This window comes from Granulicella aggregans, assembly GCF_014203275.1.
In the GTDB taxonomy this organism is placed as follows: domain Bacteria; phylum Acidobacteriota; class Terriglobia; order Terriglobales; family Acidobacteriaceae; genus Edaphobacter.
In genome coordinates this window covers 642,031-663,568 of the sequence record NZ_JACHIP010000001.1, presented here as the reverse complement: position 1 = coordinate 663,568, position 21,538 = coordinate 642,031, and the positions used below count along the sequence as shown (strand labels likewise).

Genomic DNA, 21,538 nt, shown 5'->3' with positions numbered 1-21,538 from the left:
TGATGGATTTTGTGAAGGCCCATGCGTGTGGGAATGACTTTTTGATTCTGGAAGAGGCTGTGGCACAGCGGCGTCATGCGGAGCTTGCAAAGAAGCTATGTTCGCGGAACACGTCGATTGGCGCGGATGGGATTGAGTTTCTGGAGCGGCGTGCGGGCGGGGAGTTCTTCCTGCGCCTGTTCAATGCGGACGGCAGCGAGGCGGAGCTTTCGGGCAATGGAACGCGGTGTGTGGCCGCGTGGCTGGCGCAGAGCGAGGGACTGACGCAGGTGACGCTGGGCACGCATGCCGGCAAGCGGGCTTGCACGGTGATTGAGGCAAGCGATCCGGTGTACACGATTGAGAGCGAGATGGGCGTGCCCCGGGTGATGGCGCGGGCGATCGATCTGCCCGGCGTGGGGATCGTCGAAGGCGCGATGGTGAACGTGGGCAATCCGCACTTTGTCTTGTTTGTGCATACGGACGACTTCAGCGCGCATGGCATGAGCTGGCAGGAGCTTGGAGCGAAGATCAGTACCGACCCGATGTTTGCGCACGGGACGAATGTGGAGTTTGTGAAGGTTCTGTCGAAGAGCGAGATTGAGTTTCGGATCTTCGAGCGCGGTTGCGGTCCGACGACCTCTTCAGGGACGGGGACTTGTGCTTCTTCTTCGGCGGCAATGGTGCTGCGTGGGGTGGATCGCGAATTGACCGCAATTGCGCAGGGCGGAGCGCAGCGGACGGTGTGGCCAAGCAATCAAGAGGTAATGCGGCTGACTGGGCCGGCGGAGATTATCTGTGCGGGCAAGGTGGCGGGGCTGTGATCCTTCCCAAGGCGCTGAAGCCGGGGGCGCGGCTGGCGATTGTCTCGCCGGCGAGCGCGGCGAAGGTGGAGCTGGTTGAGGCAGGGATGGCCCGGCTGCGCGGGATGGGGTATGAGCCGGTGCTGATGCCGCATGCGCTGGCCCGGGGGCCGCTTTATTACGCTGGCCCGGTTTCGGAGCGAGTTGCTGATCTTCATACGGCGTTCGCAGACACGAGCATCGATGGAATCGTGTGTACGCGGGGCGGATGGGGCTCCGCGGAGCTACTGCCTTATCTCGATGCGGAGCTGATCAAGGCGAATCCGAAGGTGTTTGTCGGGTATAGCGACCATACCTCGCTGCATATCTGGATGAGGAAGTTTGCCGGGTTAGTGACGTTCCACGGGCCGATGGTCGCGGCAGATTTTTCGCGGGCGGACGGGGCGGATGTGGCCAGTTGGAATGCTGCGATCTGCGGTGGCGGGGCTTGGTCGGTGGGTACGGCGGAGGGGCTGCGGGTACTGAAGCCTGGGGTGGCCGAAGGCGTCTTCGATGGCGGATGTCTGTCGATCTTCGTGGAGTCGCTGGGGACGCCGTATACGCCGGAGGCTTCCAACGGGATTCTGTTTCTGGAGGACATCGGGACGAAGCCATATCAGTGGGACCGGCAGTTGCTGCATCTTCGTTACGCCGGCCAACTGGATCGCGTGAAGGGGATTGTTCTGGGGGATATGACGCAATGCGTTCCGGCGGAGGAGCAGGATTTGCTGGAACGCGCGATCCTTCACGCGCTGTGGGATTTTGCGGGGCCGGTGGGGATTGGGTTGCGGAGTGGGCATGTGGGGGCGGGGAACTTGACCTTGCCGCTCGGGGTCGAGTCGAGGCTGGATTTGAGTGCCGAGGCGAGGCTGGACTTTTTCGGGGCGGTTTCGTAGAGGTAATGTCCTGCCGGACGGGCCCGCTGCGCGCGGGGCGGTCACTTCGTGACTTGTATACCGCTTCGCGTTGCCGCCGGTGCTTTATTCTTGAGTTAACAGCTCATGTATACGACCGACGGTACGGCTTCAAAGCATATTCATTTGATCGGCATCTGCGGCACAGCGATGGCTTCGCTCGCCGGGATGCTCCAGCAGCAGGGGCACCGGGTGACGGGGTCAGATGCGGCGGCTTATCCGCCGATGAGCGATCAGCTGCGGACGATGGGGATTCATGTGGCCGAGCCTTATGCTGCGGCCAATCTCGCCCCGAGGCCAGACCTGGTGGTGGTGGGCAATGCGATCTCTCGGGGCAATGTTGAGCTGGAGCATGTGCTCGATGTGCGGATCCCTTTCTGCTCCATGGCCGCGCTGCTGCATGATGAGTTCATCGCGGGGCGGGAGTCGCTGGTGGTTGCAGGGACGCATGGCAAGACGACCACGACGAGCATGCTGGCGTGGATCTACGAGGTTGCATCGCGCACGGATGCGCGGTTTTCTCCGTCATTTCTGATCGGTGGCGTGGCGGAGAACTTTGGCGCCAGCTTCATGGTGCGGTCGATTGAGGGCGACGCGAGGCCGCCCTTCCTGATCGAGGGCGATGAGTACGATACGGCCTTCTTCGATAAGGGGCCTAAGTTTCTGCACTACTTTCCTGACGCCGCGATTCTGACGCATGTCGAGTTCGACCATGCGGATATCTATGTCGATCTTGAGGCGGTGAAAACGGCGTTCAAGCGGCTGGTGAATCTCATCCCGAGACGCGGGCGGCTGGTGGCCTTTGATGGCAGCGAGAATGTGACGGAGTGTGTGACGAAGGCGTTCTGCTTTGTCGAGCGATATGGGCTTGATCCCGAATCCTACTGGCGGGTCTCAAGATTGCGCCACGCGGGCAGCGTTAGTTCGTGGCGGCTGGATCGAGGCGGGGAGTTCTTCGCCGATCTGACTCTGCCGATGGCCGGTGAGCACAATGCGATGAATGCGACGGCAGCTGCGGCGCTCGCGGCCGGACAGGGCATTCCGGCGAAGGCGATCGTGGAGGCACTGGCGACCTTCCGCAGCGTGAAGCGGCGGCTGGAGGTTCGGGCGGAGGTTGCGGGCGTGACCGTGATCGATGACTTCGCACATCATCCAACCGCAATTCGCGAGACGCTTAAAGCGTTGCGGGAGGCCTATCCGGGCCACCGCATCTGGGCAGTTTTAGAACCGCGATCGAATACCCTGCGGCGAAATGTTTTTGCGGAGGCGCTGGTGGATAGCCTGGCGCTGGCCGATGCCGTGGTGCTGGCGGAGGTCTTCAAGTCCGAGAGCATACCTGTGGCGGAGCGGCTGCATCCGGAAGAGGTCGTGCAGGGATTGAACGCGCGTGGGGTTCCGGCGGTGCTGCATGAGGATGCCGACGCGATTGTGAACGCGCTGGTTCCTGAGCTGCGATCCGGCGACGTCGTCGCCATTCTTTCGAACGGCGGCTTTGGAGGAATCTACGAGAAGCTTCCAGCGGCGCTTGCGGTCGAGCTTGCCGGGGTATCCTGAGACGTTATGTTTGCTGCTTTCAAGATGTTGTTCGTGTACTTGGTGTTCGGCGGAATCGCCGGAGTGCTGGGAGTTCCTTACTCATTTTTGATCCATGATATTGGGCCGCTTTACCGGCTGGCGATGCGAATCATGCATGCGGGCGTGGTGGCGGGCGGGATTCGCGTTGAGGTCGTCGGCAGGGAGAATCTGCCGGTGGATCGGAGCTGCATCTTCATGTCGAACCATGTGTCGAACCTCGACCCGCCGGTGCTGATGCCGAGTCTGCCGGGGCGCAGCTCGATCCTGCTGAAGAAGAGTTTGATGGGGATTCCGATCCTGGGCACGGCGATGCGCATGGCGAAGTTTGTGCCGGTGGAGCGCGGGCACAGCGTGGAAGCGGCGAAGACGAGCATCGCGGCGGCGGCGAGTGCGCTTCGTTCTGGACTGAACATTATCGTGTTTCCTGAGGGGACGCGGTCGCGCGATGGGCGGTTGAAGGCATTCAAAAAAGGGCCCTTTTTCCTAGCGGAGGACACGAAGGCACCTATTGTGCCGATTGCCATTTCGGGCACGCAGGACATGATGCGGAAAGGCAGCTTTGCGATCACGCCGGGGGTGGCGAGGGTGGAGTTTTTGAAGGCGATTGAGCCGGGCGAGTATGCCAGCCGCGATGAGTTGATGGCGGCAGTTCGGGGGGCGATCGACGCGGCGCTGCCGTTGGAGATGAAAGCTGTATAGAAGTTGTCCTGCCGGACGGGCGCCCTGCGCGGGCGGCGGTCACTTCGTGACTTGTATATCGCTTCGCGTGTTGATGCCTAGTGCTTGATGAGCCACATGCCCCAGCTAGCGGCAATCGTTCCGAAGACGAAGAGCGCAAAGCAGAAGGCTCCAAAGCGGACCATCATCTTTGGTTCCGAACGCTGGGTGATGCCGAAGACGATCGACGTGAAGAAGGCGAAGAGAAGGACAGCTCCGAAGTGGGTGACGGTCATGAGAGCTTCCTTCCGCTGGCCAGCGAGTGTGCGTCGACGGCGGAGACAACGTTGAGCAACCCGGCAACCACAATGAACTTCGTCCCGTAGTCGGCGATGGCTATCTGGACCGAGGAGTGGCCGAGGTCGAAGGCGCGGGCGAGTATGTAGAGCACGCCGCTGCCGAGATCGCCGGCGAAGCCGAGAATGTCGAGCAGGTCGCCGGTGTTCGGCGTGTAGACCTTGCCTTCGAGCGCGATGCCGATAGAAAACATGGCAACGATGGAGACAAAGAGGAGTACCGCGCGGATAGGCTTCTTGATCAGCAGGTGGCCCGCGCCGGGGATGAGCCATCCGGCGAAGAGAGCGACTGCGGGAGAGACGCCAGATTTCTGGTTGAGAAGAGCTTGGTCGGCCTTGCTCATCTGGACTTTCGCGGGGGGCGCGGCCTGTGGGTTTGTAGACATGCAACTTCCATCATAAGGCAAAGTCGAGATTGTCGACTGGGATGGGAGATGAAGTCGCTGCGGGTCAGAGTAGCTATCCGCCTCCGTTAGCGGTGCGAAAACGCTGAGGACGGGGCCTGCTCAGAGGCTGTTCCACTCTCTCCGAGGTCCATCCGCTCGATGAGGCCGTCCGCAGTGCTATACGCATGCCATACTTCGCTGTCTGAAAGGACCTCGCCGGCTAGACTCTTGACGACCTGGTGGACTCGGACATCGATCTTCCCCTCGCCACGGTCGATGACCTCCGTCGGATCGACGCGAGGATCAAACTCTTTCCACTGGCGGCTCCAGTAGGCACGAATCTCTTCCTTCCCCACGACACGGCCGCCCTCCGATGCCTTTGGCCAACTGACGCTCTCGCTCATCAGCGCCAAGGCACCCTCGATGTTTCGCTTATTGAATGCAGAATAGATCGTTTCGATGAGCGTCTGTGCTGCTGCCATGTTGTCCTCCGTGGATCGTTCGCTTGATGGGATGCGCCTGTCTCAGATGCGGACGAGTTCGCTCTGGATCCGCCCAGTGATCTCTGCTTTGCCTGCGCGGGCGATCATGTTGACTTCGCTGCGAACACCGAACTCGCCGGGAAAGTAGAGGCCCGGTTCGACAGAGAAGCAGGTGTTTGGGAGCAGCCACCTTTCATCATGTGTTTCCAAATTATCCAGGTGGGCTCCGCTGCCGTGAAGTGTGTTGCCGATATTGTGGCCCGTTCGGTGGGTGAAGAATTCGCCGAGACCGGCGGAGCGGATGACGGCGCGGGAGGCGTCGTCCGCCTGCCAGCCTGCGATCGGTTTCCTGGCGGCAAAATCTGCCGTGACCAGGGCACAGGAGGCGTCGCGGGCGTCGCGGACGGTGGTGAAGATATGCTGCTCGCGATCGCTGGGTTCGCGGCCAACGACGCCGGTCCAGGTGATGTCGTAGTAGCAGGAGTTGGGCTCATCAAGACGGGCCCAGATGTCGATCAGGACGAAGTCGCCGTTGCGGATGGGGGCGGAGGTCTCTGGCGATGGATGGTAGTGGGAGTCGGCGGAGTGGGGGCCGACGCTGACGTTGGTGCCGTGGTCCCAAACGAGGCCCTCGCGGCGCATGCCCTCCTGGAGGAAGTCGACGATGGCTTGTTCGTGTGTGTGTCCGTCAGCGCGGATGAGGTTGCCGATCTGCTGAAAGCCTGCGGCGAGGACGCGGTCGACCTTTTCTCCGGCGGCGAAGTGAGTGGCGATCTGCGCTTGGGTGAGCACGGCTTCGAAGCTGGCGACGAGGTTGGCGGAGGTGACGATCTCTTTGCCGAGATCGCGTAGCAGTTCCACGGTGCCGGCATCGACCATTGCGACGTACATGATGGCGTTGCGCGGGGAGTACTGCATCGCGAGCTTGGTGTGGCCTGCGGTCAAGGCCGCGATTCCCGCTTCGAGCTCCTGCCAGGAGGAGTATTCGGACTTTTCGCCGGGCAGCGTGTCGAGACGGCCGCTCTCGATTCGGTGGACGAGCTTTTTGGGCTTACCCATGGCGGGGATGAGATAGTACCAGCGCCGGGTGACTAGCTGACCCTGGGGCAGGCCTAGGATGCTGTAGGCGAGCGGGTCGCGGTAGTGGTGGTCGTAGAAGAGCCAGCCGTCGAGGTGGGCGTCGGAGAGTGCAGATTGAATTGCCGCCAGATCCATGAGGGCTATTCTAGCGGCAAGTCTTAGCCCACATCGTCGACGCTAGAGCGGTTTGCTGTCGGCTCCGAGGACGCTGCCATAGCCGGAAGCCTGCGCGAACAGGATCAGGTGGTGGTGCTGGGTGGGCTGGAAGGAAGCAGGGATCGCTACTGAAACGGTCTTTTCTTCCGCAGACTTAAGCGTCGCAACGCGGGTGAGCGAGCGGGCCACGGAGACGTGGGTAAGGGTACGGCCGGAGTTCTCCCCGCGCTGGACGCTGGACTGGTCGCTGTCGTCGGCGACGACGGCGATGATGTCGACGCCGGTTGAAGGGATTGCTCCGTTGGCCGAGAAGCTCACTGATAGAGAGTTGCCACTGCGGCTGACTGAGGAGATATTGAGCGCGACACTCTCGGAGCGGCCGATCTGCTCCTTGACGGCCCGGACCAGGCCGCCCTTGTCGCTGCCGACAAACTGTTCACTGCCATTGACGACCATCTGTGGGGTGTAGACGCTGTCAAGATTGAAGCGCCGACCGTAGCTGTTCTGGCGGTCGGTGTAGATAGATGAGGAGAAAGGATCTTGCCAGCCCAGAGAGTTCCAGTAGGTAACGTGTTCGCTGATGCCGACGATAAGTTGACCTGCGGCCGTCTGGGTGTGGTCGATCTGGCGAAGCAGAGCATCGGCAGGCGGACAGCTTGAGCAGCCCTCGGAGGTGAAGAGCTCGACGAGTACCACGGCAGGTTTGGCTGCGGGCGCCTGGGCCTGGCTCACGATTGTGCCTGTGAATGCTAATACGAGGAGTGCTGCTGCGGACTTGATGGGGAAGAGGTGCATCGATGCCTCCGGAACTCACCCATGAGACGCGGCGGAGCGCTTCTGGATACATGGACGGTGATGGTTCGAGACTGTAACTTCCTGAGCATGAAAGGTTCTAATGTCTGATACGAGTAGAAGCGCGCCGCTGGATGGAGACAAGTTCGCAACAAAATGCCTGAGATAAACGAATCACGAGATGAAGCGGGGATGATCGCGGCGATTCTGGCAGGCGAATCGCAGCGGTTTCACGATCTCATCCGACCGTACGAACGGAGCGTATACGTGATGGCGCTTTCGTTTGTACATGACGAGTCCGACGCGGAAGATATCGCTCAGGAGGCGTTCCTGAAGGCGTTTCGCAACCTTGCGAGCTTCCGTGGCGAGGCGAAGTTCGGGACCTGGTTGATCAGCATCACATTGAACGAGGCGCGCAGCAGGCTTCGCCGGAAGAAGCTGATCAAGATGGAGCCGCTTGAAGCGCCGGACGACGATGGCAGCCATGTATCGCCAGCGTTGTTGCGGGACTGGAAGGAGATTCCTTCGGAGGCGCTGGAGCGAAGCGAGATGAGGAGCTTGCTGCAGAAGGCGGTAGAGGGACTTCCGCCGATCTACCGAGAGATCTTCGTACTTCGGGATATTGAGGAACTAAGCATTGCCGAGGCCGCCGATGTGTTGCAGATTACGGTTGCTTCGGTGAAGGTAAGGCTGCACAGGGCGAGAGTGGCATTACAGAAGACCCTGGCGCCGCAGTTGAAGCAGATGGACTCGAAACGGAGGTGGTTCCCATGGTCATAGAGTGCAAGCACGTCTGGGAGCACATCTCCGGATACCTGGATGGAACGTTGGAGCCGGAGGTCTTGAGGATGGTGCAGGAACATCTGGAGCACTGCGAGATCTGCTCGGCGATCCTGGATTCGACGCGGAATATTCTGATCCTGACGGCGGACGAACGGGTCTTTGAGCTGCCGCTGGGTTACAGCGAACGGCTGCATAACCGGTTGGATGAAGAGTTGCGTGGGGCCGAGGGTGGAGATTAGGGATTCTGGACTGAGAGGGACGAGCGCCCTGGGTGATGTCAGCCTTATCGGGGTCCTTCGACTACGTCTCTTGCGATGAGGCTGCAAGAGACTTCGCTCAGGATGACGGATCTTCTTTCTGGGCACCGAATAGAACTACGCGTTGTGGACGATCAGGTGGGTAGCCTCTTCGGCGATCACGAGGATGAGGGTGAGGATCGCCAGAGCGATCTGAAAGTTCTCCGCACGAATCTTGCCCTTAGGTGCGGCGGCCATGCGCCACTGCGAGGACGGGCGTGCGCGGAGAGAGCGAATTCGCCAGATCACGTAGAGATTGATGAGCGAACCGGCCACGGCGACGATCATCATCGGAACGCGGATGACATCGGCATGAAAGCCGCTTGAAGGGCGGTTGAGACCGGAGGCTGCTGCAAGTGCGCCGAGTCCGATGAGCAGGCGTGCTCCGCTGACGGCCATCACCCAGGTGCATGCGCTCTGCAGGATGATGAAGCCGAAGCTGACGACGGCAAGTGACCATTTTGCGAATGTTCGCTGAGAAGCTGCCTGGGTCGTTTGCTCCTTCGCGGCGCTATTTGTCGAGTCCGTGATCACGCTCTCGACGGTACTACAAACGGGGCTTGCCCTGCAGGCCGTGGGGTGCCGGGGTTCGGCTTCGGTACCGGGGTGATGCGTCTTCAGATCGCCTCGGAGCCGGGAAGTGGTTGTGCTGCATATAATTGGCGATCATGAAAAAGTTGGCCGTCCTCCTGTTTCGTATCTTTTTGCTGGTCCTCATGCCGGGTCTCTTTCCTGTAGATGCTGCCGATGCTTTCGGGCAGGAGCTGGTCACGCACGGGTGGAGCGGAGAGCTGCGGGACGGCAATGGGGCACGGATCGATGGCGGAACGGTGCGCCTTTTGGGTGGTCATGGCGAGATCGTTGCGACAACCTCCGCTGACGGAACGTTCCGGTTTGCCGGACTGGCTGCGGACAAGTACACGATGGTGGTGGTGATTGCCGGAGTCGAGCATAGGTACGCGGGAACTCTCGAGCTTTCGACGGAGTCGCTGCCGATGGTGGTGACGGTTGCGAAGTCGGGCGAGGTTAAGGTGGCGTCGCGGCCAGAGGAGTCGGCCACAGCGACGGGTGGCGAGAAGCTTTCCAGCCAGACCGTGAGCGCGATTCCGCTGAACAAACGGGACTTCAGCCAGCTTCTGCTGCTGGCCGCCGGGACGATGACGGACTCGAACGGTCAGACGAACTTTACGCAACAGTTTGCCATCAATGGGCAGCGCGGAGTGGAGGCGACCTTCGCGATGGATGGCGCGGACACAAGTGACCCGGAGATGGGCGGCGCGGCGTTCAGCAACTTCAACGTGGATGCGGTGGAGGAGATTCGGTCAAGCTCGGGCTGGATGCCGGCTGAGATCGGACGCGGCGCTGCGGGATTCACGAATGTCATCACGCGTTCGGGAGCCGGCGGATTTCATGGGTCGGTGTTTGAGTTTCTGCGGAACTCGGCGCTCGATGCGCGGAACTACTTCGACCATCCCACGCTGGCTGAGCCGGGAAGGATCCCGCCGTTCCGTCGGAACGAGTTCGGCTTCACCAACGGAGGGCCGATCGTGATTCCGCATGTCTACGATGGTAGCGGGAAGACGTTCTACTTTGGGCAGTATCAAGGCTTCCGGCAGGTTCTGGGAACGTCACAGGTGTTTCCTGTGCCGACGGCGCAGGAGCGGGCGGGAATCGATACGACGGCTTATGCGGGCGATACCTTGACGGTCACGCCTGATCCGAAGATTGCGGCAGTGCTGGCGCGTTATCCGCTGCCGAACAATCCGACGGGAACGTATGGGGTGTATACCTTCGCGGGATCGTCGAAGGTTACAACCAATGCGAACCAGTTTTCGCTGCGCCTGGACCAGGTGCTTCCGAAGAACCAGCATGTGACGGCCCGGTTCAACTTCAACAACCTGTTTGGGCCGACGACGAATCCCGACCAGACCGCGATCGATCCCAGCTTTGGCATCGTCTATGTCGATCATCAACGGAACTTTGCGGTGACATACACGAAGACGGTTTCGCCGAAGTTCGATCTTGAGAGCGGCATCAGCGTGACGCGGACGACGCCACAATTTCCGACGCCGAACCGGACGGACCCGGCGATCAAGTTCAACGATGGGCGGTATGAGGCCTTCAACTCGGCGGGCGGTTCGGTGGCCGCAGCGTTTGGGAACCTCTTCCAGGCGCGGCAGGCGTTTACGTGGACGACCTCGAAGCATGTGGTGAAGGGGGGCGGCGAGGTCCGCGTGAATCGCGACACGACGTACTTCGGGACCAGTCCGAACGGCGAATATGACTTTGGCGGCGGTGGGGACACGCATCCACAGTATTCGCCGGTTGAGATTACCTCTGCCAGTCACACTCATGACATTCATGTGGGGGACAAGCTGCCGGATACGTTGACCGCTCTGCTGACCGGTAGCGCATACGTCTATACAACGGCAGTTGCTCCGCCGTTTATCTCGGGTGGATCGCACATTGGGCCAGCAGCGATCTCGCGCAACGGCTTTGCGGTGTATTTGCAGGACACCTACAAGATCTCTCCACGGATCGTGCTGGACTATGGCTTGCGTTACGAGATCTACACGCCAATCGTGGAGCGGGCGCATCGGACGGCGGGGTTCCTGGGCCCGGACGGTGGAACGCAATATGCTGTGAATCCGCAGCCAGGGTATCGGACACAGAAGAACGGATTTGCGCCCCGGGTGCAGGTGGACTGGCGGGTTACGGGGTCGCTGCATCTCCACGCGGGTGGCGGCATCACGACGATTCCGCCGAACATCTGGCAGGATAACTTTCTTACCGGCGCGGTGCCGTTTGTGATCTACCCGCATATAACGGCGACGGCCGCTGCACCGATTCTCTACGGGTTCCAGATCACCTCCGCGCAGTTGCCCACTTTCTATTCGACTTCCGGAGAAGATGTCTTCGCGAGCGGGAAGACGAAGACGGTGGCGGCCAACACGGTGCTCGATGTGGAGCGATACCAGAAGGACCTGGCGGCGTTGACGCCGGGAGCGCAATTCACTCCGCTGAACCTGGCGGCGATAAGCCCGAAGTTCGGCAACGGGTATTTGCAGACCTGGACGGTTGGAGCGGAGAAACAGTTCGGCAAGATGACGGCGGATGCGGCGTATGTGGGAACGGCTTCGGCGAAGCTGCCGCGGATCTCGTCGCCGAATGGGTACTCGGGAGCAGGGCCAGCGTTTGCGCCGTATACGCAGTTCGATGCGAATGGCGACGCGATTGGAGGGTATGGGACGGAGCAGGTGATCGAGGCGACGGCGCACTCCAGCTACCACGCGCTGCAGACTTCGCTCTCGGGCCCGCTGCCGCATGGCGGGCCGGGGGTGCAGATCAGTTACACGTGGTCGAAGGCGCTTGACGATACGAGCGGCGTGGCGGGAGGCATTGGCGGAACAGGAGCGGTATCGAATCCGCTGCCGCAGAATCCCTTCGATACGCACCCGGAAAAGGGGCCATCGAGCTTCGACGTGACGCATGGATTTACCGCAAGCCTGGCGCAGGATCTTCAACTTGAAAAGGTGGACATGCTGCAGGGGATCAATCGCAAGTTCACCGCCGGGTGGGAGTTGCTGAGCATCTCGACGATCAGCAGCGGTTCGCCGTTCACGGTGTACTCCGGCGTGCAGCAGACGGACGCAGGTCTGGCCGGCGTGGACAGGCCGAACCTGATCGAAACGCCTGAGCTTTCGACGGCGCGCAAAGTCCGGTTCGATTACTTTGGGCGTGGATCAGGAGAGGTCAACAATAACGGTAGCTTCTTTTCGATTCCAAAAGGGTTTGGCACACTGGGGCGGAATTCATTCCGTGGGCCGGCTTATTACGACTTTGACTTCTCTCTGATCAAGGACACGCCCGTGGGAAGACGGGCGGCGGGAGGGGAGTTGTTCGATGTGCAGTTCCGGTCGGAGTTCTTCAATCTCTTCAACATAGCGAACCTCGGGCTGCCGGCGAACACCATCAATGGTGGAGGATTCGGTGAGATCGGCAAGACGGCGGGAACTTCGCGGCAGATTCAGTTCTCGGTGAAGTTACTGTATTAAGGCGCAAGAGCCCGCTGCGCGCGGGGCGGTCACTTCGTGACTTGTGTACCGCTTCGCGTGGTGCTCCCTTTGGTCGCCACATATTTCTTGCCGACCAACGGCCGGGTCACGCGAAGCCCAATACAAGTCAAGAAGTGACCGCCGCCGGCGCAGGGCAGTTAGAGTATGTTATTCCTGAGGGATCTCCTATGAGTGATGAAAGCGGGCTTTCACGGCGGTCGTTCCTGTCGCGCCTGGGTGCGGTCGGCGTAGCAACTGTGGCTCCGGCAGTCGCACAGCCAGTGAGTGCGGCTCCGGTGGCACTGCTGGATGCGCCTGCGCCGGAGGCAATCGAGAACGCTGTCCCAGTCAGTCTGAAGGTGAACGGGAAGGTGCTCGATCTCAAGATCGATCCAAGAACTTCGCTTCTCGACTGCCTGCGCGAGACGGCCAGCCTGACCGGAACGAAGAAGGGTTGCGACCACGGCCAGTGTGGCGCTTGTACGGTGCATGTGAACGGGCGGCGGGTAAACTCCTGCTTGTCGCTTGCCCTGATGCACGAGGGCGATGAGATCACGACGATCGAAGGTCTGGGCACGCCGGAGAACATGCACCCGATGCAGGCTTCGTTTGTGGAGCATGACGGCTACCAATGCGGCTACTGCACCTCGGGGCAGATCATGTCGGCGGTCGCTTTGCTGAAGGAGCCATGCGGTCCGGCGGACGCCGACGTGAAGGAGCTGATGAGCGGCAACATCTGCCGCTGCGGAGCTTATCCGAATATTGTTGCGGCCATCCAGGCAGTTCGTCACACGGCATAAGGAGCAGGCGCATGGAGCTATTCAAGTTTACGAAGGCGACCGGGATTCCGCAGGCGGTGCAGATGGCCGCGATGTCGAAGACGGCGCAGCAGGGCGCGGATGTCCGGTTCATCGCGGGCGGAACGACGCTGCTCGACCTGATGAAGCTGAATGTCGAGGTGCCGACGCAGTTGGTCGACATCAACGGCCTCGCGCTCGACAAGGTGGAGCGCTTGCCGGATGGGCGGCTGCGCATCGGCGCGCTGGTGCGTAACTCCGATCTGGCGCATTCCGCTGAAGTCCAGAAGGACTATGCCGTGCTCTCGCAGGCGTTGCTATCGGGAGCTTCGGCGCAGCTTCGCAACATGGCGACGACCGGCGGGAATCTGTTGCAGCGAACGCGGTGCATGTACTTCCGCAACGATGCGCTGCCATGCAACAAGCGCGAGCCTGGGACAGGATGTCCGGCGATTGAAGGCGACAACCGGACGCTAGCGATCTTTGGGACGAGCAGCGATTGCATTGCGACAAACCCTTCCGACATGAACATCGCGCTGGTGGCACTTGAGGCGACAGTACAGGTTCAGGGGCCGAAGGGCGAGCGCGAAGTTCCCATCGGCGAGTTCCATCTGCTGCCCGGAAAGACGCCGCATCGTGAAAACGTGCTGGAGCCGGGCGACCTGGTGACGAGCGTGACTCTTCCGGCTGCGAAGGCTGGAGCGAAGCAGACCTATCTGAAGCTGCGGGATCGGGCTTCGTACGAGTTTGCGCTGGCATCTACCGCGATTGTCGTTGAGTTGCATGGCGGCAAGATCAGCTACGTTCGCGTAGCGCTGGGTGGAGTCGGAACGAAGCCGTGGCGGTCGCATGAGGCAGAGCACGCGTTGATGGGCAAGGCAGCGGATGCGAAGAACTTTCGAGCGGCAGCCGAAGCGGCGCTGCACGGGGCGAAGCCGCAAAGCGAAAACGGATTCAAGGTCGAGCTGGCGAAGCGCTGCATTGTCCACGCACTTACAGTTGCTACCCAGCAGGCATAAGGAGGAGAGACTATGTCCACATTTTCTACGACCGCACTTCCTCTGAATACGCCGCCCAAGACCATGGGCAAGCTCCCGCGCGTCGATGGACCGCTCAAGGTCACGGGCGCGGCGATGTACAGCTCCGACTACAACCTGCCCGGGATGCTTTATGCCGTTCCTGTCTGCGCGACGGTTCCGAGCGGGAAGATTACGGCGCTCGACGCAAGCGTTGCGGAGAAGATGCCGGGAGTGAAGGCTGTGTACAGCCACGGCAACATCGGCAACCTCTATCGCGCCGCTCCCCCGTCTGGATTTATTGGGATTCTCGATGAGCAGCGGCCACCGCTCGAGGACGAGGTGGTGCGATACTACGGGCAATACGTTGCCGTGGTGGTTGCGCAGACCTTCGAGCAGGCGACGGCGGCTGCGGACAAGGTGAAGGTCACCTATAGTAAGACCGACCACAATGTAAGCGACAAACTGAAGACCGACGAGAAGCCGAAGGTGGACTTCCATCGCGGCGACCCCGATGCAGCGTTCGCTTCCGCTGCGGTGAAGATCGACGAGACCTATGCAACGCCCACCGAGACTCACAATCCCATCGAACTTCACGCCAGCGTTGCAAGCTGGGATGGGCAGGGGTTCACGGTCTACGAGACGACCCAGGCGGTGATGAATCATCGCAACGTGATGTCGCAGATGCTGGGCGTGCCGGAGGAGAACATCCGCGTGATCTCGCGCTTCCTTGGGTCGGGCTTCGGCGGCAAGCTGTGGCCCTGGCCACACACTTTTCTTGCGGCATCGGCTTCGCGCAATCTTGGTCGACCCGTAAAGTTGGTGGTCGCTCGGTCGACGATGTTTGAGAGCGTCGGCCACCGGCCACGGACGCAGCAGCGTTTCCGCCTTGGAGCAAACGCCGACGGAAAGCTGGTCGCGCTGATTCACGACTCGCTCAACCACACGTCAATTCTGGATGACTACAGCGAAGGCTGCAGCGAGGCGACTCCTTACAGCTACAGCACGCCGAACCTGCGGGCGACGTCAGCGATCGTACGACGAAATGTGGGTACACCGACCTCCATGCGTGGGCCGGGAGCGGTGCCAGGGCTCTTCGCGATGGAGTCCGCAATGGATGAGCTTGCAATCAGGCTGAAGATGGATCCCATCAAGCTTCGGCTGATGAATGAGCCGGAGAAGGATGAAGGGTTGAACCTGCCCTTCTCGTCGCGGCACTTTGTGGAGTGCCTGAATACGGGCGCGGAGAAGTTTGGCTGGGCCAAGCGCACGCCGGGCGTCGGTTCGATGAAGAAGGACGGCCTGACGATTGGCTGGGGCGTCGCCGGATGCTCCTGGATCGCGGAGCGCACCGAAGCGCAGGCGGCAGTCGACCTAATGCAGACCGGCATGGTCCGGGTGTCGACAGCGACCCAGGACATTGGGACGGGAACCTACACCGCGCTTTCTCAGATGGCTTCAACGAAGCTGGGCATCCCGCATGATCGAATCGAGGTGGTGCTGGGCGATACGCGACTGCCTGCCGGGCCTATCTCCGGTGGATCGTGGGCGACGGCGTCGCTGGTCCCCGCAGTGATGGAGGCGATCGAGAAGGCAAAGGGGACGTTGTTTGCCGTGGCCGGCAGTGCGAAGGGAACGCAGTTCGACGGCGCGAAGCCGGATGCCCTGGCGTTCACCGATGGCCGCGTGCATCTGAAGGACAAGTCGCCGGATACGGGTGTGCCGTTTGAGGAGATCTTGAACAAAGCGAACATTCGCGTTGCGTCGGGGCAGGGAAGCTCGAAAGGCACCTTCGGCGATCCGAACAAGAAGTTTTCGACGCACAGCTTTGGGGCGCAGTTTGCAGAGGTGACGTGGCAGCCGGAGACGGCACGGCTTCGCGTCTCGCGCGTCGTCACGGTGATCGACGGCGGACACATCATCAACCCCAAGCCCGCGCAGAACCAGATTGAAGGGGCCGTGGTGATGGGCGTGGGCATGGCGATCTTCGAGGAGACGCACTACGACCCGAAGTTCGGCCTGCCGCTCAATAACAATCTGGCCGATTACATGGTGACGACGAACGCGGACTCGCCGGCCATCGATGTCACCTTCCTCGACTATCCGGACAAGGTGTTGAACGAGCTTGGCGCGCGTGGCGTGGGCGAGATCGGGCTGGCGGGAATTGCGGCGGCGATCACGAACGCGGTGTATCACGCGACGGGCGTTCGGGTTCGGGAGCTGCCGGTCCGGATTGAGGACTTGCTGGGGCCTAAGATGGACGTCGCGTAGCTCGTCTACGCAGTCCAGAAGCCTTCGTGAACCTTACCAGCCTCTTCAGCGAGCAGCGGCCCGGAGACCTCGATGACTCTTTGGCCCTTGGCGAAGACGTCCCGGCAAGGGATGTCGAGCGTGGGGTTCTGCTCGTGGCTCCCGGTGTACTTCAGCAGGCCCTCTTCTGGCAGACCGTAGACGACGCGGCCAATCCCGGTCCAGTAGATGGCCCCCGCGCACATCGCGCAAGGCTCGGTGCTGGTGTAGAGAGTGCACTGACCGAGCTCCGAGTTTGTAAGCAGCTTCGCGGCGCGGCTACAGGCGACCATCTCCGCATGTTGTGTGGGATCGCCCTTGGGGCGCACGGCGTTATTCCGGGCTTCGATCACGGTCTCGCCCCACTGATTGACGATGAGCGCACCGAAGGGATGGCGACCGTCTTTTCGGGCTTCGCCAGCGAGCGCGATGGCGCGCCGTAGCAGAACAAGGTCCTCTTCGTTGAAGTCATCCCTCTTCGCCATCACTGCCCCCAAAGTTGCCGCGCTCGTCCTGTCTCTCAGGATGATGCGCTCCAGTCTAACAACGGAAGTGTAGGATGAACGGCGGCGGCCTACTACTTGTTTCAAAATGGACCGTGGGATGGTGCGGGCACTGCCGAAGCCTGACGCGGTAGCGGCGCATCGAACACCAGTAACTTTGAAAGGAAATGAGACACCATGGCAATTGAGAAGGCAGTTTATACAGCGCATGCAACAGTGACCGGCGGCCGCGATGGAGCGGGAAAGACAGACGACGGCAAGCTCGACGTAAAGCTGCAGATCCCCAAGGAGATGGGCGGCACGGGCGAAGGCACCAACCCCGAGCAGTTGTTTGCTGTCGGATATGCGGCATGCTTTCTCGGCGCGCTAAAGGTCGTGGCTGGCGAAGCGAAAGAACGGCTCGACCCGGCGACTTCGATCAACTCGTCGGTATCGTTCGGCCCGCTGGCGGATGGAGCGAAGGGATTCGGTATCGCCGTGACGCTCGAAATTCATGTTGGCGGCGTGGACCACACCAAGGCAGTAGAGATGGTGAATGCGGCCCATGTGATTTGCCCGTACTCGAACGCAACCCGTAACAACGTTGATGTGACGCTGACTGTCGTCTAGCCAGGCAGCAAAGGAACGAAAGGGCTCGGCGATCTGTGCGCCGGGCCTTTTCTGTTTCAGGAGGGTAGACTCGTCTGCATATGAGCCATGTACTGATCCTCTTCCAATCGAACACCGAGCCTATCGAGCGGCTCGCGCTTGCGGTGGCTGTGGGAGCGGTCGAGTCGGAGGGGCTGATCCGGCTGCGACGGCTGGCCGCGCCAGGAGCTCCCGAGGTGGGTCACCAGTCCTATGGAACGATCAAGAGGGCAGATCTGGAGTGGGCGGATACGGTCGTAGTCGGGCTCGAGCACTCGGAGCCGGTGGCGGAGGAGCTGGGGCCGCTACTGGAACTGCTGTCCGAGGGTGGGCTGGCCGGCAAACGTGGGTGGACCTTCACCGAAGCTGGTCCGGACGGACAGCGTACGGCGGCACAGGCTTTGGTCGAGGGTGCACTGCGGGAGGCCGAAATCTCGGTCGGACTGCCCCGAGCCCTCGTAGAGCCTAGTGGTGATCTGGCCGACACGATGAAGACGCTGGGGCAGCTTTCGGGAGACTGATTCAGCGTCCTTTCTGAACTTCTAGAAGTTTTGAATCTTATCTCGATGTCGAGATATCTTATGTCGTAGGAGTTGGGAGATGCGATCCGAAGAGACACAAGCCGAAACAACGGGCGGGGAAAAGATCACCGCCGCAAAGTTATGGCTGGTGTTGGCGCGGGCTTCGGCTTCGGTGGGCACGTTCATCGAGCGGTCGATGGGGCTGAAAGGCTTCTGCCTGACGGACTTCATGATCTTGGAGGCCCTGCTGCACAAGGGGCCGATGACGATCTCGGCGATTGGCGAAAAAGTTCTTCTGGCAAGCGCATCGATGACCTCCGCGATCGACCGTTTAGAAGAGCGAAAGCTGGTGCACCGCAGCCTGAGCGCGGAGGACCGCCGGGTTCGGCTGGTTGACCTGACCTGCGACGGTAGACGATTTATCGAGGATTTATTCGCCCAGCATGTGGACGATCTCGAGAACATCTCCACCGGGATCTCGCAAGAAGAGCGCAAGGTTTTGTACGTGGCATTGAAGAAGATTGGCTTCGCGGCGCAGGCGGCAACGCCACCGCTGCCGGGCCATGGCGGCAAGGTCACTTGATTCGATCCGCTTAGCAAGGGCAGCAGAGTGAGAGCAGTGAAAGGAAGGAAGTAAGATGCTTACGATTCGCAAGAGCAAGGAACGGGGCCACGCTGATCATGGATGGCTGGATTCGCACCACACGTTTTCTTTCGCCAATTACTACGACGAAAAGCACATGGGCTATCGCTCGCTGCGCGTCATCAACGAAGATCGCGTGGCACAGGGCCGCGGCTTTGGAGCGCATGCACACCGCGACATGGAGATCCTGAGCTATGTCCTGAGCGGCAAGCTGGCGCATAAGGACAGCATGGGCCACACCGAGTTGCTGGGGCCGAACGAGATCCAGAAGATGTCCGCCGGCAGCGGAGTGGTGCATAGTGAGTTCAACGGTTCCGATACGGAGCCGGTGCACTTTCTGCAGATCTGGATTGAGCCAAAGACTCGCGGAACGGCGCCTGCCTATGAGCAGTTGAAGTTCGAGGCGGAGGAGAAGCAGAACCGGTTCAAGGTGCTGGCTTCGTCTGTGCCGACGCCGGGAGCGGCGACGCTGAACCAGGACGCGAAGGTCTCGGTAGCGGAACTGGAGGCGGGCAAGGAGTTGAGCTACGAGCTCGGCGCGGACCGTCATGCGTGGTTGCATGTGATCCATGGAGAGGTCTCGGTGAACGGCGAAAAGCTTTCCACGGGAGACGCGGTTGCTGTGGACTCCGAAGAGGTATTGAAGATTGCCGCACAGGGTACACCGAAGAGTGAGATACTCCTCTTCGACCTGCAATAAAGCCTGCGCGGTGGATTTGGCTGAAGCGGCACCAGCATGTTTTCTGGTTGCCAGGACGAAACGTAACAGTCACAGACTTTCTTACGAGGACACTTCCATGAACCGTCGCAACTTTATCGCTCTCGTCGCAGGCGTTGTTCTTTCAGCAACGACCGCGTTTGCACAGACCTCCACCTGGACCATCGACAAGAACCACAGTGAAGTCAACTTCCAGATTCGCCACGCTGCGGTCAGCACCGTCCGTGGCTCGATCAGCGGCATCGTCGGCAGCGTGACCTGGGATGAGAAGGATCTCTCGAAGGCCAGCGTCACCGCGACTATCGATGCCGGCACGGTGAGCACGAACAACGAAGCCCGCGACAAGCACCTCAAATCGCCCGACTTCTTCAACGTCGATAAGTTCCAGACGTTGACGTTCAAGTCGACCTCGGTGGTACGCGCCGATGGCAAGCTGAAGGTCATTGGCGACCTGACGCTGGCTGGCGTGACCAAGTCGGTGACGCTCGATGTAGACGGCCCGACGGCCCCGGTAAAGGGCATGCAAGGCGGCCTGGTGACGGGCTTCTCGGCGACCGGAACGATCAAGCGCAGCGACTTCGGCTTCGGTTCGAAGTTCGGCGAGCCGATCCTCGGCGACGAAGTGAAGTTCACGATCGACGTGGAAGCTGACCAGAAGTAAAAATCTCCAAAGCGAAACGCCTCGTGCTTTCAAGCACGAGGCGTTTTGCTTTTTGGGAGAAGAGATGTCCTGCCGGACGGGCCCGCTGCGCGCGGGGCGGTCACTTCGTGACTTGTATACCGCTTCGCGTGGTGCTCCCGTTGGTCGCAAAATGAGATTCGATCCCGACCAACGGGAGGGCCATGCGAAGCTTTAAAAAGGCGCGCGTAGCGCCCGCCGTCCGCGCAGGGCGCCCGTCCGGCAGGACACAAGTCTCTGTCAATCATTTATCTTTGATAGTGCATGAGTGACGCTGTAAATCTCCTTGAAAATTATGACGATGCGACGCTCGACCAGGCCTTCACAGGCGTGATGGCCGAGGCGACCGCCGATGTCGCAACGATGGACGCCGAAGCTTTTCGGCTGCACTGGCTGGGTCGCAAGCAGGGGCGGCTGAAGACGATCAGCGAGGCGTGGCTGAAGTCCGCGCCTGCGGAAGCGCGCAAGCCGTTGGGCATCCGGTTCAACCAGCTAAAGCAGCAGATCGAGGCGGCGCTTGAGGCTCCGGTCGCGGCTACGGCACAGGTTCGCGGCATCGACATCACCCTGCCGGGAGCGGTTCGCGCTCCGGGTGTTGAGCATCCGCTGCTGAAGACAATGCACGAGATTGTGCAGGTCTTCAATCATCTCGGCTTCGGCACCAACACCGGACCGCAGGTGGAGACGGACTTCTACAACTTCGAGGCGCTGAATTTCCCTCCGAACCACCCAGCGCGCGATACGCAGGACACGCTGATCATCGCGGACCAGCAATCAAAGCCGGCGCGCGAGCGCCTGCTGATGCGCACCCACACCAGCCCGGTGCAGATTCGCACGATGGTGGAGCAGGCTCCGCCGATACGTATCGTGATTCCGGGCAAGGTGCATCGTAACGACGCTGCGGACGCGACGCACTCGCCGATCTTCCACCAGGTGGAAGGCCTCTGCGTCGACACGAACATCACCTTCTCCGATCTGAAGGGAACGCTCGACCACGCTATGAAGGCGCTCTTCGGATCGGCGGTAAAGACGCGATTCTTCCCCAGCTTCTTTCCGTTTACAGAGCCGAGCGCGGACGTACAGATAAGCTGCATCTTCTGTGGCGGCAAGGGCTGCCGCAAATGCAAGCACTCGGGATGGATTGAACTGTTGGGCTGCGGTATGGTCGACCCGGCGGTCTTCGCAGCGGTCAACGAGCAGCGTGCGTTGGCAGGGGAGACGTCGCCCGCGTACGATCCAGCGAAGATCAGCGGATTCGCATTCGGCATGGGTGTCGAGCGCATCGCGATGATCCAGCACGGCGTCTCCGATATCGGACACTTCTACAGTGGCGACATGCGGTTTCTGGAGCAGTTCGCCTAGCCACCCTCATGCTGCCGTCATTCTGAGCGC

General features: G+C 60.8%; 23 protein-coding genes. 16 read left to right on the top strand and 7 right to left on the bottom strand.

Going from position 1 to position 21,538, the window contains the following annotated elements:
* Window positions 1-2: 2 nt before the first annotated feature.
* The 4 genes from dapF to HDF16_RS02770 all read left to right on the top strand — a co-directional run bounded on the left by dapF (window position 3) and on the right by HDF16_RS02770 (window position 4,009).
* On the top strand, window positions 3-803 hold the full coding sequence (dapF, locus tag HDF16_RS02785) for a diaminopimelate epimerase (RefSeq protein WP_221312437.1): 801 nt from the start codon (window positions 3-5) through the stop codon (window positions 801-803).
* Window positions 800-1,717, top strand: coding sequence for an LD-carboxypeptidase (locus HDF16_RS02780; RefSeq protein WP_184213626.1), 918 nt, complete (start codon window positions 800-802; stop codon window positions 1,715-1,717). The genes dapF and HDF16_RS02780 overlap by 4 nt, the downstream gene beginning before the upstream one ends.
* Before the next feature lie 105 nt (window positions 1,718-1,822).
* On the top strand, window positions 1,823-3,289 hold the full coding sequence (gene mpl, locus HDF16_RS02775) for a UDP-N-acetylmuramate:L-alanyl-gamma-D-glutamyl-meso-diaminopimelate ligase (protein WP_184213625.1): 1,467 nt from the start codon (window positions 1,823-1,825) through the stop codon (window positions 3,287-3,289).
* A 6-nt stretch (window positions 3,290-3,295) separates the two neighbouring features.
* Window positions 3,296-4,009 (top strand): lysophospholipid acyltransferase family protein, encoded by a 714-nt coding sequence (locus HDF16_RS02770; protein WP_184213624.1) that lies wholly within the window; start codon window positions 3,296-3,298, stop codon window positions 4,007-4,009.
* Between the two features lie 77 nt (window positions 4,010-4,086).
* Here the strand turns inward: HDF16_RS02770 and HDF16_RS02765 are convergent, their stop codons facing one another.
* From HDF16_RS02765 to HDF16_RS02745, 5 genes are all read right to left on the bottom strand, one after another.
* Window positions 4,087-4,263: a hypothetical protein gene (locus HDF16_RS02765; RefSeq protein WP_184213623.1), complete on the bottom strand. Its 177-nt coding sequence runs from the start codon at window positions 4,261-4,263 to the stop codon at window positions 4,087-4,089.
* Window positions 4,260-4,709 (bottom strand): DUF6677 family protein, encoded by a 450-nt coding sequence (locus HDF16_RS02760; RefSeq protein WP_246408601.1) that lies wholly within the window; start codon window positions 4,707-4,709, stop codon window positions 4,260-4,262. Before HDF16_RS02760 ends, HDF16_RS02765 begins: the two co-directional genes overlap by 4 nt.
* Before the next feature lie 86 nt (window positions 4,710-4,795).
* Window positions 4,796-5,191, bottom strand: a complete 396-nt coding sequence (locus HDF16_RS02755; protein WP_184213622.1) for a nuclear transport factor 2 family protein — start codon at window positions 5,189-5,191, stop codon at window positions 4,796-4,798.
* 42 nt (window positions 5,192-5,233) lie between these two features.
* A complete protein-coding gene (locus tag HDF16_RS02750) occupies window positions 5,234-6,406 on the bottom strand; it encodes a M24 family metallopeptidase (protein WP_184213621.1) in 1,173 nt (390 codons plus the stop codon).
* A 42-nt stretch (window positions 6,407-6,448) separates the two neighbouring features.
* The gene (locus tag HDF16_RS02745) at window positions 6,449-7,222 is read right to left on the bottom strand and encodes a DUF1223 domain-containing protein (protein ID WP_184213620.1); all 774 of its coding nucleotides are present in this window, start codon (window positions 7,220-7,222) and stop codon (window positions 6,449-6,451) included.
* 153 nt (window positions 7,223-7,375) lie between these two features.
* On the opposite strand from HDF16_RS02745, the gene HDF16_RS02740 reads away from it, so the two are divergent.
* Together HDF16_RS02740 and HDF16_RS02735 are read left to right on the top strand one after the other, a co-directional pair.
* Window positions 7,376-7,999 (top strand): sigma-70 family RNA polymerase sigma factor, encoded by a 624-nt coding sequence (locus HDF16_RS02740; protein WP_184213619.1) that lies wholly within the window; start codon window positions 7,376-7,378, stop codon window positions 7,997-7,999.
* The gene (locus HDF16_RS02735) at window positions 7,990-8,241 is read left to right on the top strand and encodes an anti-sigma factor family protein (RefSeq protein ID WP_184213618.1); all 252 of its coding nucleotides are present in this window, start codon (window positions 7,990-7,992) and stop codon (window positions 8,239-8,241) included. Before HDF16_RS02740 ends, HDF16_RS02735 begins: the two co-directional genes overlap by 10 nt.
* 135 nt (window positions 8,242-8,376) lie before the next feature.
* On the opposite strand, the gene HDF16_RS02730 is transcribed toward HDF16_RS02735, so the two are convergent.
* Window positions 8,377-8,832, bottom strand: a complete 456-nt coding sequence (locus HDF16_RS02730) for a hypothetical protein (protein ID WP_348641221.1) — start codon at window positions 8,830-8,832, stop codon at window positions 8,377-8,379.
* Between the two features lie 134 nt (window positions 8,833-8,966).
* Here HDF16_RS02730 and HDF16_RS02725 point away from each other — a divergent pair, with 134 nt between their 5' ends.
* From HDF16_RS02725 to HDF16_RS02710, 4 genes are all read left to right on the top strand, one after another.
* Complete coding sequence (locus HDF16_RS02725) at window positions 8,967-12,353, top strand: TonB-dependent receptor (protein WP_184213617.1); 3,387 nt, start codon at window positions 8,967-8,969, stop codon at window positions 12,351-12,353.
* A gap of 188 nt (window positions 12,354-12,541) precedes the next feature.
* Window positions 12,542-13,153 (top strand): 2Fe-2S iron-sulfur cluster-binding protein, encoded by a 612-nt coding sequence (locus HDF16_RS02720; RefSeq protein ID WP_184213616.1) that lies wholly within the window; start codon window positions 12,542-12,544, stop codon window positions 13,151-13,153.
* 11 nt (window positions 13,154-13,164) lie between these two features.
* Complete coding sequence (locus HDF16_RS02715) at window positions 13,165-14,169, top strand: FAD binding domain-containing protein (protein WP_184213615.1); 1,005 nt, start codon at window positions 13,165-13,167, stop codon at window positions 14,167-14,169.
* A 12-nt stretch (window positions 14,170-14,181) separates the two neighbouring features.
* A complete protein-coding gene (locus HDF16_RS02710) occupies window positions 14,182-16,437 on the top strand; it encodes a xanthine dehydrogenase family protein molybdopterin-binding subunit (RefSeq protein ID WP_184213614.1) in 2,256 nt (751 codons plus the stop codon).
* A 5-nt stretch (window positions 16,438-16,442) separates the two neighbouring features.
* Here HDF16_RS02710 and HDF16_RS02705 read toward each other — a convergent pair whose 3' ends face one another.
* Complete coding sequence (locus HDF16_RS02705) at window positions 16,443-16,940, bottom strand: nucleoside deaminase (RefSeq protein WP_184213613.1); 498 nt, start codon at window positions 16,938-16,940, stop codon at window positions 16,443-16,445.
* Between the two features lie 195 nt (window positions 16,941-17,135).
* On the opposite strand from HDF16_RS02705, the gene HDF16_RS02700 reads away from it, so the two are divergent.
* The 6 genes from HDF16_RS02700 to pheS all read left to right on the top strand — a co-directional run bounded on the left by HDF16_RS02700 (window position 17,136) and on the right by pheS (window position 21,508).
* Window positions 17,136-17,567 (top strand): organic hydroperoxide resistance protein, encoded by a 432-nt coding sequence (locus tag HDF16_RS02700; RefSeq protein WP_184213612.1) that lies wholly within the window; start codon window positions 17,136-17,138, stop codon window positions 17,565-17,567.
* 80 nt (window positions 17,568-17,647) lie between these two features.
* The gene (locus HDF16_RS02695; RefSeq protein ID WP_184213611.1) at window positions 17,648-18,106 is read left to right on the top strand and encodes a hypothetical protein; all 459 of its coding nucleotides are present in this window, start codon (window positions 17,648-17,650) and stop codon (window positions 18,104-18,106) included.
* Between the two features lie 79 nt (window positions 18,107-18,185).
* The gene (locus HDF16_RS02690; protein WP_184213610.1) at window positions 18,186-18,689 is read left to right on the top strand and encodes a MarR family winged helix-turn-helix transcriptional regulator; all 504 of its coding nucleotides are present in this window, start codon (window positions 18,186-18,188) and stop codon (window positions 18,687-18,689) included.
* A 55-nt stretch (window positions 18,690-18,744) separates the two neighbouring features.
* A complete protein-coding gene (locus tag HDF16_RS02685; protein WP_184213609.1) occupies window positions 18,745-19,449 on the top strand; it encodes a pirin family protein in 705 nt (234 codons plus the stop codon).
* Window positions 19,450-19,546: 97 nt separating this feature from the next.
* Complete coding sequence (locus HDF16_RS02680; protein ID WP_184213608.1) at window positions 19,547-20,128, top strand: YceI family protein; 582 nt, start codon at window positions 19,547-19,549, stop codon at window positions 20,126-20,128.
* Between the two features lie 282 nt (window positions 20,129-20,410).
* Entirely contained in the window at window positions 20,411-21,508 is a 1,098-nt protein-coding gene (gene pheS / locus HDF16_RS02675) for a phenylalanine--tRNA ligase subunit alpha (RefSeq protein ID WP_184213607.1), read from the top strand.
* Window positions 21,509-21,538 lie beyond the last annotated feature (30 nt).